Here is a 14897-nt window from a genome sequence, read left to right on the forward strand (position 1 = left end):
AACCGATGAACCGATGAACCGATGAACCGATGAACCGATGAACCGATGATACGGCGCAGTTAATTGACCCGCAAGTAACAGGCTGGTTCTATTTCGGATATTGCTGACTATTTCATCGAGCATTCGGGGCCAATAAATGGGATCCTGGGCCAGGATTAGAACCCGCCCGCTCTCTCCGGAAATATCACAATACTATATTTGGATAGGCAAAAGTTATGGAGGGGCTTGCGCCTGAAACTCCAACATCGATCCAGACTTGAAGCCCGATGAATAGAAGACCTCTTTCGGCGCGTTTGGTTGCGCGGGGTCATAACCGACCGACAGGAACACCGTTTGACCCTGGGCGGTCTCGACCTTGCGGGTCTCCGTCAATCTGCGATCCGGCAATGCCGAGCGCTCCCGTCTTTTTGCCATGCGCGAGACTCCTCATCGGCACATCAACGATGACGAAAGCACCTTCCCCACCGACAGCCCTTCAAATGCGCACGGCACGGATCAACAGCCCTTTTCTACGTAGGTGCGCTGCAGTTCCGCCGAGCGCTGCGCAAGCGCCACTGTGTCTGTCACATTGACCAGGGACCCTCGGGCTTGCTCCGCGCTACGCACCGTATTTATCCCCTGCACCGTGGCGGATGCGGTCCGCATTCCAGTCAGGCCACCCTGCATTCCCGCGCCCATAACAGCGCCGAGCCCAACATCAACAACAGTGTTGGTTATCGCCCTGGTGCGTGCTGTACGTTTTTGCTCAGCTTCAAGCTCCTGTAGTCTGGCTGTGATGTTGTTGTTCCTCGTGGTCAGTTCATCGCAGCTGAGCGTTAGTGTCGCTGGATCAGTTGTCGATTGACCAATTGTCGGCAAGGACTGGCCGGTGTTTACGCAACCTGCCAGTGCCGCGGCGGATATCAGTATAGTTGTCGGCTTCATCGAGCTTCGTCCTTTTCAGTATCGAGAATTTCAACCAGTTCTTCGGGGTTCAGCAGCCCATCGTGGATCTGATCACGCCCAACGAACGTGGGTGTGTCTCTGATGCCCAGAGTGGATGCGAGGCGCTGGTTGTGCAGGATCTGTGCGGCGACCTCGCTGGACTGCGCTTCATCAGCGACCGCTTCCGCGTCTAGGCCAAGGCTTTCGACCAGCCTCAAGGCGCTCTCGGTGCCATCAATGCGTCCGGCGGCATCGAACACCGCGTAGTGGAAACGCCGATATGCGGCATCGCCTTCCACGTTTCGGACGGCGATCGACACCTTGGCGATATCGTTGGATTCCTGTCCCAGGATTGGGAACTCAATCAGGCGCACCCTTTCTGTCAGGTGGTGGGGGAGCGTTTGCATATGGGATGCGCTCTGCGCGCAGTATCCGCAACGGTAGTCAAAGAATTCCACCAGAAGGATGTCAGGGTCGTCGCCAAACAGGTCCTCCCGCACCTGGTCAATCTGTTACGTCTGAAACGCCGCCTCTGCCCTCTCGCGTTCCACCTCCAGTTTCTGGATCGCCAGCAAGACAACCTCCGGGTTGTTCAGGATGGCTTCCATGACGCGCTGATCGAAGTCTTCCTGCGCCGCAAGCGGCAACCCGGCGAGCATGGCAACCAGAAGAATCAAATGACGCATTTTTTCATCTCAAGCAGTGTCACATCTTTTTCTAAACTGTTTTATGAACTAATCTAGCCATAAGTACATCATTTTTTCGGGGTTTCATAATGGCCAAGACAGTAAGCTCCGCTTCAACACTCATTCGTGGCGGCCAGACGGCGCAGCATTGGTGGCGGATGGGATGGCAGGTCCTGCGGTTTGCGACGGTCGTTGGAGCGCTGATCTACGTCTGCAGCTTCGTTTTCCTATTGGCACGGGCTTACAACCCAAGCGAGATGCGCATCGCTTTCTACTATGAGTTGGCCGAACGCGGCGTCGTTGGACAAAACGGTTTCGACAGGCCCTACACTTTCAAGACTCTAGATGGAAAGACCGTCACCGTTCCTGCCATCCAACTCTATCGGAACATCGAGTATCGGCGGATCCGTGATGGCTTCTTTTACACGTTCCATAGCTCAGCCCGCCTTGCTGCCATCCCTGCCATTCTCCTTGGCCTGGTCTCCTTGCTGATCTTCGTCAAGACCGGCAACCGCATTCAGGAGGACGAGTTCGTGCGTGGCGCCAGGCTTGTCTCAGCCTCGGAACTCAACGCGTGGAGCGCTCTCAAATGGCGCAAGTATAAAAAGAAACACAAAGGTCGGAAGACCGCCAAGCCCTTGACGATCGCCAGCATTCCGTTTCCACCCGATGCTGTAGAAGCACAGACGATGCTCAATGGGACGGTTGGTGTGGGTAAAACCAACGCCATGATCGAGATGCTTTCCATCATCCGCGAGAACGGCGGAAAGGCCATTATCTATGATCGTATGGGTGGGTTTGTGTCGCGTTTCTATGATGAAACGACAGATTTTCTCATAAACCCGTTTGATGACCGCTCGTCATCCTGGAACCCGTTCGATGACGTTCTTGATGCTGCGTCCTTCACCCAGCTTGGCGACGTGATGATCCCTGAGCATCGCGGCGCGGCGAGTGACCCGTTTTGGTCTCAAGCCGCGCGGATTGTCTTCGACTATGCAGCGCGGGAACTCTACAAAACCAAGCGTCGCACCGTGAAATCTCTGATCCAGCATCTGCTGCATCTCGACTCAGACGTTCTGGCCAAACTCCTTGCCGGAACGCCTGGCTCTCACTTCTTCAACGAAGACATCGTCAAAACGGCGCAAAGTATTCGCGCGAACTTGATCTCAGAGCTGCGCTTTCTTGAATATCTCCGCGATGACGCAGAGGCATTTTCTATCCGTGAGTGGATGAAATCTGACGATCCGTCGTTCCTCTTCCTGACCGGCGATGCTGAACACGCTGCTGCGACGCGCAACATCATTTCGACGATGCTTGAGATTTCTGCCAACGCTTTGATGGGGATGGGGCCCGCAAGTGAGCCACGCTGTTACTTCTTCATGGACGAGGTCCCTACCCTCAACCGTCTGCCCTTCCTGATCAGCTCGCTGGCTGAGATCCGCCAGTTCGGCGGGGCCTTCGTCCTCGGGTACCAGGTGTACAGCCAGCTTGAAGACATTTACGGACGCGAAGCCGCTCAGACAATTTCCGGGACGGTCAACAACCGGATTGTTTTCAACACCCCGGATTTCCGGACGGCAAAGCTCTGTTCAGAGATGCTTGGCAACCAGGACAAGTGGGAATCGAACACCAATATCAGTGTCGGTGCCCACGAGGCGCGTGACGGCGTTGGCTTTACGCAGCAACGTGTTGAACGCGCCATCATCTCGCCTGCAGAGATACAAAGCCTTCCCCAGCACAGAGCCGCGGTCAAATTCGCCTACGATTCACCGACCGCTATGGTCGATATGAAACAAGTCTTCTTGGATGAAATCCAACCGCGGTTTCTTCCTTACATGGGGAACGCTCCTGGGTTTGCTGAATACGACGAACCGAAGGCTAAGCCACCAAAGGAAGATCCCGCAAAGATCGTTGAGATTGTCCGTGCCTTCCACCAATGGTGCGGCTGGCGCTTTGACTGCGATGCCAGCGAATTCCCCTCCGATGCCACTGAACCGTGCTCTGAATACAAGGTCTACTTTGATCACTTTAAGAGCCGCTTCAACGCCGGCACCCGCCCTGAAAACATCCATCCGGTCGTCCCACTGGGTGAGGGCTTGATGAAGAACGCGCCCATTTGCCCGCCCGAGAATGACGACGCTGCAGTCGAGACAGCTGATGCTGGATCCGATGCCGTTGTAAGGACGGAAGGTCCAATGCCGCCACGGTATGACGGCCCTGAATCTGATCAGTTGCAACTCGAAGCCGATTTGTTTGCCCACGCGAATCACGACGATGACGACCTCCCTGCCCTCCAAACCGAGGCGCACGCCCGCGATACAAAAGCCACGAGCCCAGCTGAACCGCCACAAGCCAATCTACCGTTACCGAGCGGCTGGTCCCCAGAGACGCCATCTGGGGCTTGATCCATGCTTTCCATGTCAAATGTGTCTTCTGGCCACGCCTCCAGCGGATACTACAAGGCCGAAGGCTACTATCTGGAAGGCAGCAATGATGCCGAGAAATCATCCCAGTTTTACGGAAAGGCCGCTGAAGAAGCGGGCCTGACGGACAGTTTCTCGGATGACCGCTTTACCGCCATTCTGGATGGCCAAACACCAGACGGCAGGACGCTTGGCAGATACCGGGATGGCGAACGTGAGCACAGACCCGGCATTGATCTGACCTTCTCCGCACCAAAGGCGGTCTCCATAGCGGCGCTCGTCGGCGGCGATACACGGATCCTCAAAGCGCACACCGACGCCGTCAAAACTGCGCTCGATTATGCCGAGGCCAATCTCGTTCAAACACGAAGATACGTGAACGGGCAGGTCCGGACTGAAACCGGTTGCAAAATCATTGCGGGATTGTTTCAGCATGACACATCGCGCGCGCTCGATCCTCAGCTGCATACCCATGCTGTCATTGCCAACATGGTCAAAGACAGCAACGGCGACTTCCGATCCCTCTCAAATGAAGCCCTCTACAACGGAAAGATGCTCCTGGGTCAGATTTATCGATCAGCCTTGGCTCAGAACCTGCAGGACCTCGGATACGAAACCAAAGCCTTGGACAAGGGTCTCTTCGACATCAAGGGGGTTCCGCAGGAGCTTGTGGACACCTTCTCAAAACGGCGCGAAGAAATCGAACAGGCTCTCAAAGACAAGAATTATGAGCCGACAGCTGTTGCGAGTTCCCTGGCCGCATTGGCGACGCGATCCGCAAAACAGCCTGTCCAGCGGTCAGAACTTCGTGCTGCCTGGGCGGCAGAGGTGAAGTCCCTCAACATAGATCTTCAGCAGACTCTTCGTGAAGCATCGCGCCACCAGCAACCATCGTTTGAGGCCCGCGAAAAGTCCGCAGGTGATGCTGTTGAGTTCGCGATTGCGCACCACTCCGAACGGGAGGCGGTCTATGCCGAAAAAGACCTGCTGATGACCGCGATGAAGTTCGCGCCTGGCGTCACCGAAAAAGCGGCGGCAGCAGAACTCAAGGAATGGGTCAAAGACCGGATCCTCTATCCCGTCGATCTCAAGGAAGGCCGCTTCTACACAGACGTTGAGAACATCCGTCTTGAGACCGAAAACAAGAACCTCATGCGCACCCGTATTGGTGAAGCGGTATTGGATCTCCGAACGAAGATGCAAGTTCTTGCCCAGCGTTCATCCGACTCTGCGATTGCTAAGAAACTGTCGGAGACAACCTTAACCGCTGGCCAAAAAGACGCCGTCGGCATGGTTCTGTCTGCAACCTCCTATGTGACTGCAGTTCAAGGCTATGCCGGCACCGGCAAGACCTACATGCTTGAGACGGCCCTTCGGATGGCCCAGGCCCGCGGCTATGAGATTGAAGGCTTGGCCCCGTCGCACAAAGCCGTCACCGCCTTGAACGAAGCTTTACCCGTCGCGTCCACGGTTGAGAGCGCATTGGTTCGCCATGAGAACGGCGCAAATCTTGGCGACAAATCCAAAACCATCCTGGCCGTTGATGAAGCCTCGATGCTCTCATCAGACTCCATGAATCGGGTTCTCAAGATGGCGTCCGCGCAAGACTACGCCAAAGTGGTTCTCATTGGCGATGTGAAACAGCTTGAAGCCGTCGGTGCAGGATCGGCGTTCCGTGCGCTTCAGGATGCCGGCATGCCAACTGCACTTATGACGGACATTCAACGGCAACGGACAGATGAAGGCCGCTCAGTTGTCCTCTCGGCCATCGCCGGTGATATCAAGACCGCCATGGCCGGAGTCAATCAACTGACAGAAGTTGGCGCCGGCAAGCTGGCCGACGTTCGCAATGAAATCGCGACACGGATGGCCGATACGTACATGGCAATGACGCCTGAACAACGCGCCGGGACCGGTCTCATTGTCCTCACCAACGCCCTGCGCAAGGATGTCAACGAACAGATCCAGGGACAGCTCAGAGACGCGAACCTCATTGGGCAGGACGCTGTGGAAGTCTCTTCACTCGTCCCGCGCAATTTTAGCCAGGCGGAGGCCCGGGAAATCGGCAGCTACAAGGTCGGCGACATCGTCGTTGCACCGGTCGCCTCCTCCCAGTCTCCGATGACGGCCAACGTCCTTTACACTGTCACCAGCATTGCGCGCGAAGACCAAAAACTTCACCTCCAATCCCCTGACCAACAAACCATCACACTCAGCCTCGCATATGGTAGCACCGATGCCCACAAGCTCGCTGTGTTCTCTGCGGACAAGCAGGACTTCCATGTTGGCGACGCGGTCAAGTTCAAGATCACCGATCGTGAACATGGGATCTTCAACTCAGCCGAAGGCTACCTCAAATCAGTCGGCAGAGACAGATTCACTGTTGTGACAAAAGACGGTGATGAACTGTCCATCCCTACCGACAGCTTGGCCGCCCGCGGGATGCAACTGGCCTACGCCTCGACCGCTCATGACTTCCAGGGAAGCACGGTCGATCGGGTTCTGCTGGGGATGTCCTCCACCGAACAGCTCACCACTCAGAAGAGCTTCTACGTGGCGCTGTCCCGGATGCGCGACACGATCCATTTGGTGACCGACCGCGTCGACAAACTGGCATCCAAAATTGCCGATGAAACCGGTGAACGGATGAACTCTCTGGAGGCGCTTGCCGCACAACGCGACGAAGCAAAATCCGGCACCAAAACACCCGCCAAGGACCGCGATGAAGCCCGTCAACACGAGCGCGATATTCAGGTCGGAAAACCGGACAAAAAGCAGCCCGAGAAAGTGCCCAAGGATCACGATCAGGATGACAAGTCGAAGGACGCTCAAATGAGCTTCGCTGATCGTTTTATCGCCAGCATGACCCAGGACCAAAAACAGCGTGACGAGCGCTCCCGATAGGAAACCCAGCAATGCCCAACAACACCAAACCCGGCTACCGTATCAAGCTCGGTCCTGTTGCCACGGATCTTCTCGACCGACAGTCTGAACAAACCCCGACGGCTCTCGATCTCGAGATTGCGCGCCTTCTGCAGACTGCGGATCGTGTCGCGCATCTCGAAACCCAAGCTGCCTCAAACACCCAAACGGTGTCACGTCTTCTCGAAATCAACAGCGCGCTTTCTTCGGCACTGTCCAGCACATCGGACTCAGTGACACATCTCACAGACATGATCGATCATCGCACCAGAGAGTTCGAAAAACTGCTCATCCATATCAGCACCATGGTTGGCAGCCATCTGAGTGACGGTGCCGAACGCGATCGTCTGCATGCTCGCCTTCAGGACATCGAGAAGGAATTCGGGACGCAGCTCGCCGCTCTCTCATCCCTCGTCCAGGACCAGAAAAGGTCCCGCCAGATGCAGGTTCAAAACGCGATCGGACGCGCCGAAGAGGAACGGCTGACCATCGTGGAAGAAGAGGCAACACACACAAAGCCCCAGCCGGAACGTGGCGGAACGGAGCGATAGGCCGACCATGCAGCGCTTTCAGAATCCCCAAAATTCGTGCCATATCGTGCCACGTGGCCTGCCACGCCGTGCCACAGGCATGGCACGAATTGGCAGGCAAAAACGTAACCTGTTGAAGATAAAAGGTAAAAGTTCTGTCGTACAGTGGATTATCTCAATTTTTCCTTTCAAACCCCTTATTTTATTGAGCGAAACGGCCCTGCAGCTTCAGCTGCGTCAGGTGTGCCGTTCTGATCGGGCCGCAGGACCGAAACCCCTCCTGCTCCCGCCTATCATCCACACCTGTTTGGCCACTGCTTCCAAAATCGCGCAACGGTTTGGGACTGCCGCTCAGCTGCTGGTCATCAATGCAGCCATCACTTCACCGCTTGTAGCTGAGGGCTGGGGGCCTGTTGCCAGCGGCGCGGGTTGGTCGTCAGCTGATCGGTTCTCCTCCGCCTCGGCCACGGCAACCGGGCCGTCTGCAACCGACGAACCAACGCGCCGGGTCGTGCCCTTCGTCCGCGCCGTCCGGCAGAGCCAAGGGCCGCAGATGGACCGCCTGCTCACTCTGATCAGCCAAGCGGAGAGTCCGGTTCACGGCTACGACAGCGTGCATCACCGTGCGACCATCCGGCCGCCCAAGCCGCCCAGTCAGATGACCATCGCAGAGATCGTTGCTTGGGTTCACGCCACTCCGGGACAACCCCATGCCATCGGTCGCAACCAGATCATCCCCGAGACCTTCAATCGGGTGGTACGTGCTTTGGGTCTGTCTGGCGACACGCTTTATGATCGCCGGACGCAAGACATGATGGGGCGCTACTTGGTCGAAGAGGCCGGCTACTCGGACTTCATCAATGGACGCATCTCGCGGGACCGTTTCATGGATCAGCTGGCCGCGGTCTGGGCTGGTCTGCCACTGGCGTCCGGCCGGTCTTACTACCACGGATTTGCCGATAATCGGGCGACGATTACACGCGCCGAATATGTCTCGGCCATGGCCGAGATTTTCCCGGTTCGGAGGGCGTCAGATTGACCCCTATTTCTGGGGTCATGCTGACCCGCCTGCCGACCTATCCCCTGACCCCTTTCAACTTTCCTTTTCGGTCTTGCTTTGATGCCCGAGGTGAGGGAGCGCACCGGCCCCCCTTTGGGGGGCCAAACAAAAAGTCGTGGCCGCTTGCGGCCGCTTTGTCAGGACAGCGGCCAGGGTGCGTCTCGTCTGGCTTGCTCATCAGCCGTCGGATCGGTCGCGCAAAACCGCCCGACAAGACGGCTTGTTGACGGAAGAACATCGGCGCTGCCGACAAGCAGTCTGATGCAATCAGTTCGCGCTTGCGCGAATGGCGCGCGCGCCCCTTCCGTGCTCTCAACATTCACCACTGGTTTATCAGCCCATAGCCTCAATTGTTTCGCTGACTGCTACTGTTGCTTCACTCTGCAGCAGCGACAGTTGGAATATTTGACACATCAACAGTTCTGGAAGCATTCCATTCATCATATGCACCCTGCATCCTGATCCACAAACCGGCGTCGTTCCCAAATAACTTACCCAGACGCACAGCAAATTCCGGGCTTACCGGCTTCCGCTCGGCCAGAACGTCATGCAAATGTTGGCGCGACACACCAAGTAGCTTTGCGATCTCTGATTTTGACCGCTTGGTTGCAGGTATGACATCCTCGCGCAAAAGCTCGCCGGGATGCGTCGGGCATCGTTTCGGGTCACGGGTCATCATCATCTCCTTCTCAGTGATACTGCTCAAAATCAACGACATGGGCATCGCCATCTTCGAACACAAACGTAATGCACCATGGTCCGTTTACGTGAACGGTGTAGCGCGTTGGATCAAAGCCTTTGAGGGCGTGAAAATTAAAACCCGGCAGGTTCATATCTTCTGGCCGCACTGATGCTTCCAATGCATCAAGGCGTCGTAAAATCCGCTTGTGCAAACGCGCATCAATCTTTGATTTCCCGGTTTCCCAGAGTGCTTTTAGCTGCTTATTGTTGAAGCTCTTGATCATGAATTAGTGTAGCCTAACAGCTTACACATGTCAACAGATGGACTACACTAATTCTGAATTTCTCGGTCTTGCTTTGATGCCCGAGGTGAGGGAGCGCGCCGGCCCCCCTTTGGGGGGCCAAACAAAAATCGTGGCCGCTTGCGGCCGCTTTGTCAGGACAGCGGCCAGGGTGCGCCTCGTCTGGCTTGCTCGTCAGCCGTCGGATCAGTTGCGCGTCAATCCTCATGTGACGGAGATGGCGCGGCGCACAAGGGGACCGTGGAATAACGAGCACGCGCTTGCGCGCGCGCAGCTTATGCCGCGAAAGCCCCTTGGGAGGCGTGACAGCTCCGGCTAAATGAGGTGCGCGACTGATTGACAGCTGATGAGCTGCACGGCGCATTGGGCACATCGGACCAAGATCCCGCCCGCGCAAAGTCGCCCGACAAGACGGCTTGTTGATGGAAGAACACCGGTGCCGCCGACAAGCAGTCTGATGCAATCAGTTCGCGCTTGCGCGAATGGGGCGCGCGCCCGGCGTAGGGGGGGGCCTGACTATATTTTCAAGGCAGCGAAGCGACTATGAAAATAAGGAAGGGGCCAAGGCGCGCGCCCCTCCCGTGCTCTCAACATTCACCACCGGTTCAATTGAGAAGGCAGGCCAGCGGTTGAGCTGGTTAGTTTGGATAGGGATTTGCTGGGCCGTAGTGCGTGCCCGCCTCAACAAAGCAGCCATCGCAACCGCTGAGCCATGCCCGATGAACTTGGGACCGGGCAGTAACGCGGCGAAATGGCCGAGGCATTATCCAACCACTGTAACCAACCAGATAGACCCGATGATAAAGCCGGGTCATCACAGACCCGCCGCCTTTCGCAGTGCTTCATTCATTCGGCTTTGCCAGCCTTTGCCATCGGCTTTAAACGCCTCCAATACTTCAGGGTCCAAACGGATGGTTGTAGAAACCTTGGTGACTTCGGCTTTGGGCCTGCCGCGTGAAACCGGGGCCTTGGCCAACTTTTCAGTCCAATAGGGTTGCGACAGGTCCGGCAGATCGTCGTCAGCTTCATCGCCCAAGTACGGGGCCGTATGTTTTTTGCTCTCGGTCATTGGCTTTCCTCATGCTGATAACTCGATGCGACGTGCCGCGCGGCGTCCAAGCCACAACAACCATTCGACCACCTAAGAACCCGATGGTGATGTTGCGTGTTTCGCCATAGTCGCGGCGGTCATCTTCAACCGTTATACGTGCGTCCTCAAACACTTCCCCGGCTTGCGCCATATCCAAACCGCGAGCTTCAAGGGTCGTCTGGCGTTTTGCTGGGTCATATTCGATCTTCATATATTGTTACTACACTAAATGGAGTCAAGGCGCAATACTTGTTACTACAATAATTAGCCTAATTGATGGTTTCCAGAGACGAAACCAAATCGGCAAACTGCGCGCGGGTTTCGTCTGAATCGGCGTAGGTTTCCGGGTCGACTCCATCCGGCAAGTCGATTTCGAAAAACTGCATTGCATCGCAAGCGATCCTGACAATCGGTTTTGTAGACATCGGCTTTCCCTCAGCGGCCCGGTGAAATGCGGCTACCGATCCTTGGAACGCGCAACAACCCCGTCTTCGGTGATCGCGGCGATGTTGTCAGGCGTGCGGCGTGACAGTTCCACGCCATCGCCTGACATCATGGCTTCGGCATATTCCGTCATCTTCAAGATGGAACCGTCCGCCTCGATGTAAGTGGTATCTTCGTCCGTTTGGCGCGTGATCGCACCATCGACCTTGACCCGCACCCATGCGCCATTGACGCGGATCGCGACGGAGTCATCCTCAACGACAATGCCTTCCCAGCCGATATCGTCGCTATCGCGTCGCAGCACGATTTTGTCTGACTGCAACTTAATCTGAACATCCCGCGTGGTTGATCTGTCCTCGGCACGCACCTCCAAGAACGCCTCCTGTACCTTTGGGTCGCCGTGGATCGTCGCGTTCGCGTTTTTCGGCGGCCAGACCTTCGGCTGATTGCGCACGTTGCCCTGCGGATCGGTGTGAAAGCCGATGTAGAGCTGCGCGGACTTCCACAGTCGGCGGTTTGCTTTTGCGACCTGGTTCATTCTGCTTGCTCCATGGTTTTGCTTCTTTCGGTTCCGTGTTGTGCAACGCCAGATGCTATCCGCTTGGAGAGCCCTTTCAAACAGGCCAAGGAAACGGCCTGTTCTGCACTGCCATCTGTTGTCTGTCCCCCTTCCCGCGTTTTTCCGGCGCAGAGGGGGGCCGGTGAAAGATTGACTGTGCTGATTCAGGCTGGTGAACACCCCTTGGGGCCGGAACGCAGAGGAGGACCGCGCTTGCGCGGTTGTGAGCCAGCGTGAATCTGCTAAGGGAAATCGTCGGCCACCCGACGATCGGAAAACAAGCGCAGCCGCCTCTCATGGCGGCGCAGCAAAATCAAAAATCGTCAGATTTGCCAGAGCGTCAGCGGAGGCCAATCTGTCTGAACCATTGACGTGATCCTTGCCTCAAGCAAGAGTCTCCACTGAAGCTTCGGTGCCATCCGATGTGATCTGGGTTCAACTCTTATCTGAGACATGGAAAATGGACGGCCCTTTGCAGGACCGTCCATTGTTTTGCTCACTCAGCGGTGAACTCGCCGACCTTGATGCCTTTCGTTTTGGCCTTTTGACCAAGGTTTATCGCAACGCCATTGCCACCGAAGATCAAGACGCCAATCGGCTTGGCCGCAATGATCACATCGTTGGCTTTGAATGGAGCGGCTTTGCCGTGGCCCTGCCAGTTTGGCCGAAAGAGGATCTGGCGAACCTTGTTGTTGCGGGCCCATGTGGCCGCAAGGCTACGGTTCTTTCGTAAGGGTGCCGATGGCGCAAGATGTGTGGGAGGCATTCCACCAGAACTCCGAAACCAGCGCGTTCCGACGGGCGCAGATACACCTGCTTCAACGGCGGCCTTCCTGGAGAGTTTAATTTGTCCCGCGTGGAACGCTCGGACTTTCGTCTGCCTGTTTTGTCATCTACACCTCCATCAAAGGGGTGTTGCGACGACCGGTTGAATCCGCCCAAACACCTCCGTCGCCTTCGGTCTGTGCTGCAAGGAAATGGGCGTCAGGCCATCAATGGGACCGGTCGGCGATTGTTATGACAACGCCATGTGCGAGAGCTTCTTCGCCAACCTCGAATGCGAGCTGCTCGAACGCCGGAAGTTCCGCACCAAAGCCGAGGCGCGTGTTGCCTGCTTCGAGTTCATCGAAGGCTGGTACAACACCTCTCGCCGCCATTCGGCTTTGGGGTATAAGTCACCGATCAACTACGAAAGGGCCGCCGCTGAAGGGCTGGAACCCCCAAGCCCATAACCGTCCACGAAACCGGGGGAACTCCAACTCCAGTCTTCAAATGCTCTGATCTTTCCCGCTGAGGTTCTCGACACATGGCTTCCAAAATCCGATCCCGTCTCTCTGCAGTTCTGCCCTGACCAGTGTAAAGCGCTTCTCGAACAGCACGACGGTGCCTTGCCGCAGTGGTCACAGCAAGTACGCGACGCCATCGTCGACAGCATTGGCTCGGACCAACAAATCGAGAACGTCGCCGCCAAACTGGCTGTCACCGAGCGCACGTTGAGACGAAGGTTGACCGACGAAGGCACCAGCTTCCGGCAGCTCTATACGGATGCGCGCATGGCGATTGCCTATGAGCTCCTCGCGTCCGCAGGGTTGAATGTCGAAACTGTGTCCTGGCGGGTGGGCTATGCCGAGCCAGCAAGCTTTGCGCGGGCGTTCGCGAAAAAGTATGGCAAAACACCTGGTGAGGTTCGGAAGGAAAACACGACCCGAATAGCATAGCGAGGAGCCAGAAGCTGACGTTCGGACGACTGAACACGGGACGAAGTTGCCATTCGCCCCAATCCGACGAATGGCAGGTCTTCAAATTCTGATAGGCCATTTAAATCCTGCTTAGCTTAGGCTGTCTCACGCTCTGCAACCAGCTTTGCCGCACGAAAAAGAAATGGCGTGATGAGCAGGCAATACCATCCCATCACTCTAATCTGCCTTTCCAACGGAATGCCAAGGTCGATCAAGATGCCAGCCAACCCTGGCCCAACTGCTGAAAAGACCGATAGCGCGGCAGCTTGTACCGCTCTGATCGCCCCAAGGTGCCGCGTTCCATAAATCTGAGGCCAAATCGTCCCGCTCAGCGCAAGCGAACAGGGTTCTGCAACCGCATAGAGGGCCATAAACGCGAAAATCGACCAAGGCCCTTCAACGGATGCGAGCACCCAGCACCCAACGGCAAGCGGCAACAGATGAAGGGGAAGAATCTTCAATGACCCAAACCTGTCAATGAGCGCACCGGCAAGTAAAACGGAGATCACCGCAACAACCGCGTAAACGGTGATTGAAGAGGCAAAGACATGAGCCTCCCAACCGCGTTCTTTAGCAAGATGGGACTGATGAAAGAATACTGCGCTTGCAATCGCAACAGGTGCGAGCAAACCAAGACTAAGGAGATAGAAACAAGGGTCTCGTAGAGCATCACGGCGTGTCCAATGTCGCCGCGAGCAGATAATGTCAGCGGTTTTTGCGCCGACAGGGGAACGCTCGACCCTTACTAGCACAAGCGTAATCGGGAGGACGCAAATCACGAGGAATATAGCGACTGCGATCCACATGGCTTGCCAACCCAACCCGGACGCAAATGCCACAAAAGCGAGTGGTAGGATCGCTTCGCCCGCATTAAACCCCATAACCGACAACGCAGTTGCCCGCCCTCGCTTCTCGTTGAACCATCGGCCAAGTGCCGTGAACGACGCATGAATAATCATCCCTTGCCCAAAGAGGCGGAGCAGAAAGAGTCCACAGATCAGGACCACCAAGTTATTTGAAAACCCGACAGCGGCAGCGCCTGTCGCCAGCAGCAGAATGGTCCAGAGCAAAACCGCCTGGAGCGGCCTTGTGTCCAGAACAGAGCCCAGTACCGACAAGACGGCAGCACTGGACAGCGTAACGACCATATACCAAGCACCAAATGCGCCGTTGGACAGGCCATAGGTTTCACGGATTTCACCACCTGAAAGCCCGATGAACAGCGTTTGCCCAAAAGTCGACGCAAAGAGCAACAGGAAACTCGCTGCAAGCCAGCGTGCATTCTCCGAAACAAATTCGATCATATTGCTTGTTTGCATGCGCACCCCACGGCTGTCGGCCATCGTTACCCGGACGTCCGTGACGGTGTTTGAGAACAGTTTCGACAAATATCTGTACCTGGTCAATATCGCTTAGCTAAGCTGTTTTCTGGGATCGAAAAGCTGCCATTCAGGCAGAGTGCAGCATTCGGTAAATTGGGCTTATTTCGTTGAAAAACTCGAGCTTGATCGGGAGGTAAGTCGCTGATTCAATTTTT

Annotated in this window: 17 protein-coding genes and 2 pseudogenes; 7 read left to right on the top strand and 12 right to left on the bottom strand. The window is 56.1% G+C overall.

The window, feature by feature from the left end; translation table 11 throughout:
* Positions 1-213: 213 nt before the first annotated feature.
* The 4 genes from GTF44_RS21035 to GTF44_RS21050 all read right to left on the bottom strand — a co-directional run bounded on the left by GTF44_RS21035 (position 214) and on the right by GTF44_RS21050 (position 1610).
* Positions 214-414: a hypothetical protein gene (locus tag GTF44_RS21035; RefSeq protein ID WP_171563172.1), complete on the bottom strand. Its 201-nt coding sequence runs from the start codon at positions 412-414 to the stop codon at positions 214-216.
* A gap of 81 nt (positions 415-495) precedes the next feature.
* Entirely contained in the window at positions 496-924 is a 429-nt protein-coding gene (locus tag GTF44_RS21040) for a hypothetical protein (RefSeq protein ID WP_171563175.1), read from the bottom strand.
* Positions 921-1424 carry a DsbA family protein gene (locus GTF44_RS21045; RefSeq protein ID WP_171563183.1) on the bottom strand — a complete coding sequence of 168 codons (504 nt, stop codon included), beginning with the start codon at positions 1422-1424 and terminating at the stop codon, positions 921-923. Before GTF44_RS21045 ends, GTF44_RS21040 begins: the two co-directional genes overlap by 4 nt.
* A gap of 12 nt (positions 1425-1436) precedes the next feature.
* A complete protein-coding gene (locus GTF44_RS21050) occupies positions 1437-1610 on the bottom strand; it encodes a hypothetical protein (RefSeq protein ID WP_171563185.1) in 174 nt (57 codons plus the stop codon).
* An 89-nt stretch (positions 1611-1699) separates the two neighbouring features.
* Here GTF44_RS21050 and GTF44_RS21055 point away from each other — a divergent pair, with 89 nt between their 5' ends.
* The 4 genes from GTF44_RS21055 (at position 1700) to GTF44_RS21070 (ending at position 8524) form a co-directional block, all read left to right on the top strand.
* Positions 1700-4015 carry a type IV secretion system DNA-binding domain-containing protein gene (locus GTF44_RS21055; protein ID WP_171563187.1) on the top strand — a complete coding sequence of 772 codons (2316 nt, stop codon included), beginning with the start codon at positions 1700-1702 and terminating at the stop codon, positions 4013-4015.
* A gap of 3 nt (positions 4016-4018) precedes the next feature.
* Positions 4019-6937: a MobF family relaxase gene (gene mobF, locus GTF44_RS21060; protein ID WP_171563189.1), complete on the top strand. Its 2919-nt coding sequence runs from the start codon at positions 4019-4021 to the stop codon at positions 6935-6937.
* A gap of 11 nt (positions 6938-6948) precedes the next feature.
* Entirely contained in the window at positions 6949-7506 is a 558-nt protein-coding gene (locus GTF44_RS21065) for a hypothetical protein (protein WP_171563191.1), read from the top strand.
* 286 nt (positions 7507-7792) lie between these two features.
* Entirely contained in the window at positions 7793-8524 is a 732-nt protein-coding gene (locus tag GTF44_RS21070) for a hypothetical protein (protein WP_171563193.1), read from the top strand.
* 397 nt (positions 8525-8921) lie between these two features.
* On the opposite strand, the gene GTF44_RS21075 is transcribed toward GTF44_RS21070, so the two are convergent.
* From GTF44_RS21075 to GTF44_RS21100, 6 genes are all read right to left on the bottom strand, one after another.
* The gene (locus tag GTF44_RS21075; protein WP_253261395.1) at positions 8922-9263 is read right to left on the bottom strand and encodes a HigA family addiction module antitoxin; all 342 of its coding nucleotides are present in this window, start codon (positions 9261-9263) and stop codon (positions 8922-8924) included.
* Entirely contained in the window at positions 9235-9510 is a 276-nt protein-coding gene (locus GTF44_RS21080; RefSeq protein ID WP_171563195.1) for a type II toxin-antitoxin system RelE/ParE family toxin, read from the bottom strand. The genes GTF44_RS21075 and GTF44_RS21080 overlap by 29 nt, the downstream gene beginning before the upstream one ends.
* An 832-nt stretch (positions 9511-10342) precedes the next feature.
* Positions 10343-10597: a BrnA antitoxin family protein gene (locus tag GTF44_RS21085; protein ID WP_171563198.1), complete on the bottom strand. Its 255-nt coding sequence runs from the start codon at positions 10595-10597 to the stop codon at positions 10343-10345.
* Positions 10554-10829: a BrnT family toxin gene (locus GTF44_RS21090; RefSeq protein WP_171563200.1), complete on the bottom strand. Its 276-nt coding sequence runs from the start codon at positions 10827-10829 to the stop codon at positions 10554-10556. Before GTF44_RS21090 ends, GTF44_RS21085 begins: the two co-directional genes overlap by 44 nt.
* Before the next feature lie 58 nt (positions 10830-10887).
* Complete coding sequence (locus tag GTF44_RS21095) at positions 10888-11043, bottom strand: hypothetical protein (protein WP_171563202.1); 156 nt, start codon at positions 11041-11043, stop codon at positions 10888-10890.
* Positions 11044-11075: 32 nt separating this feature from the next.
* A complete protein-coding gene (locus GTF44_RS21100; RefSeq protein ID WP_171563208.1) occupies positions 11076-11600 on the bottom strand; it encodes a hypothetical protein in 525 nt (174 codons plus the stop codon).
* 481 nt (positions 11601-12081) lie between these two features.
* Here GTF44_RS21100 and GTF44_RS21105 point away from each other — a divergent pair, with 481 nt between their 5' ends.
* Positions 12082-12354 carry a hypothetical protein gene (locus GTF44_RS21105; RefSeq protein WP_171584639.1) on the top strand — a complete coding sequence of 91 codons (273 nt, stop codon included), beginning with the start codon at positions 12082-12084 and terminating at the stop codon, positions 12352-12354.
* Between the two features lie 3 nt (positions 12355-12357).
* On the opposite strand, the pseudogene GTF44_RS22300 reads toward GTF44_RS21105, so the two are convergent.
* Positions 12358-12563, bottom strand: a pseudogene (locus GTF44_RS22300) (hypothetical protein); the annotation flags it as partial.
* Positions 12564-12565: 2 nt separating this feature from the next.
* On the opposite strand from GTF44_RS22300, the pseudogene GTF44_RS21110 reads away from it, so the two are divergent.
* Both GTF44_RS21110 and GTF44_RS21115 read left to right on the top strand, forming a co-directional pair.
* Positions 12566-12853: pseudogene (locus tag GTF44_RS21110) on the top strand (transposase); the annotation flags it as partial.
* Positions 12854-13009: 156 nt separating this feature from the next.
* On the top strand, positions 13010-13339 hold the full coding sequence (locus GTF44_RS21115; protein WP_171563011.1) for a helix-turn-helix transcriptional regulator: 330 nt from the start codon (positions 13010-13012) through the stop codon (positions 13337-13339).
* A 116-nt stretch (positions 13340-13455) separates the two neighbouring features.
* On the opposite strand, the gene GTF44_RS21120 is transcribed toward GTF44_RS21115, so the two are convergent.
* Complete coding sequence (locus tag GTF44_RS21120) at positions 13456-14703, bottom strand: MFS transporter (protein ID WP_171563009.1); 1248 nt, start codon at positions 14701-14703, stop codon at positions 13456-13458.
* Between the last annotated feature and the right edge of the window lie 194 nt (positions 14704-14897).

Origin of the sequence: Roseobacter sp. HKCCD6576-2 (genome assembly GCF_013179285.1) — a bacterium.
GTDB classification, from domain to species: Bacteria; Pseudomonadota; Alphaproteobacteria; order Rhodobacterales; family Rhodobacteraceae; genus Rhodophyticola; species Rhodophyticola oceani.